2 protein-coding genes are annotated in these 1,209 nt (G+C 44.7%); both read left to right on the top strand.

Annotated elements, in window-relative coordinates:
• The first annotated feature begins 215 nt into the window (after positions 1-215).
• Positions 216-914 carry a transglutaminase-like cysteine peptidase gene (locus A3738_RS06860; RefSeq protein ID WP_197473657.1) on the top strand — a complete coding sequence of 233 codons (699 nt, stop codon included), beginning with the start codon at positions 216-218 and terminating at the stop codon, positions 912-914.
• A 72-nt stretch (positions 915-986) separates the two neighbouring features.
• Positions 987-1,209 (top strand): MerR family DNA-binding transcriptional regulator (locus A3738_RS06855; protein ID WP_156504026.1); only part of this gene is annotated, 223 nt, incomplete at its 3' end.

Genomic DNA, 1,209 nt, shown 5'->3' with positions numbered 1-1,209 from the left:
CGCGCAGGTTCACTCGAAACGCTCGAATTTCCTAAGCTGAGCTCCAGCAACTTCGTTGCCAGTACAACTCCTGAGCCGGAACCAATACCCACAATCACAACTCCACCAGTAGACGTAACCAACATCAACACGATGAGAAACAACCTCTCTGCCGCTGACAAAAAAAGTATTAAAGACAAGCTATCCGCACTAAGGGCCAAACTAAAACAGCCATGATGGCATTTCGCTTTAATTCTTTAACGCAATACCTCTACATTGCGTTAGCCGCAATGCTCATCACACCTGCAATGACGTCGTTTGCTGTGGAATTTAAAAATCAATTGTTAGAGGTCGTAGAGCAACGATTTGGCAGTGATGCCGCACAACGCCTTGTCGATTGGCAAAGTATGGCTTGGGACCTTAAACAGTCGTACACACAAGATGTCGAGCTAGCACAGCTAAAACAAGTTAACGATTTCTTCAACCAAGCGGCGTTTATAGACGATATCGAACTATGGGGAGACACCGACTACTGGGCGACCCCTGTAGAGTTACTAGCTAAAAATGCCGGAGACTGTGAAGACTACGCGATCGCTAAGTTCTTTACTTTGCTATTCGCGGGTGTTGACGAAAGCAAACTTCAAATCTCTTATGTAAAGGCTCTAGAGCTTAATCAAGCGCACATGGTATTGGCATACTACCCAACACCAAACTCAGAGCCACTCATACTCGACAACATCAATAAGAATATCTTACCGGCCTCTCAGCGCACGGATTTAGAACCCGTTTATGGTTTCAATGGGCTTGGCGTCTGGTTAAACCGCTTTAGTCGTAGTAATGCGAAACGTGTCGGTGATCCAAGTATTATGGATAATTGGTCCGACATGCTTCGCCGTCAAGGCATTCTCATGCTGCGAAGAGAATCAAATAAGTAAATTACAGCTTGACGTTTACGTTAACGTAACTATACCCTCTTATCCTTTCTTAGTTATACAAATGAGCGCTACATGCCTAGCTATTCAATTTCAGAGTTATCGCACGAGTTCGATATCACTACACGCACAATGCGATTCTATGAATCTGAAGGGCTATTAAGTCCAAAACGTGATGGTCAAACGCGTATATACGCAGAAGCTGACCGGGTTCGTCTAAAGCTCATTTTACGCGGTAAACGCTTAGGTCTTTCGCTCGCCGAATCAAAAGAGCTGATCGATATGTATAAACCTCGCG

Source organism: Oleiphilus sp. HI0066, assembly GCF_001635725.1.
Note: the sequence above shows the minus strand (reverse complement) of the source record. Positions and strands in the feature narration are given on the sequence as shown.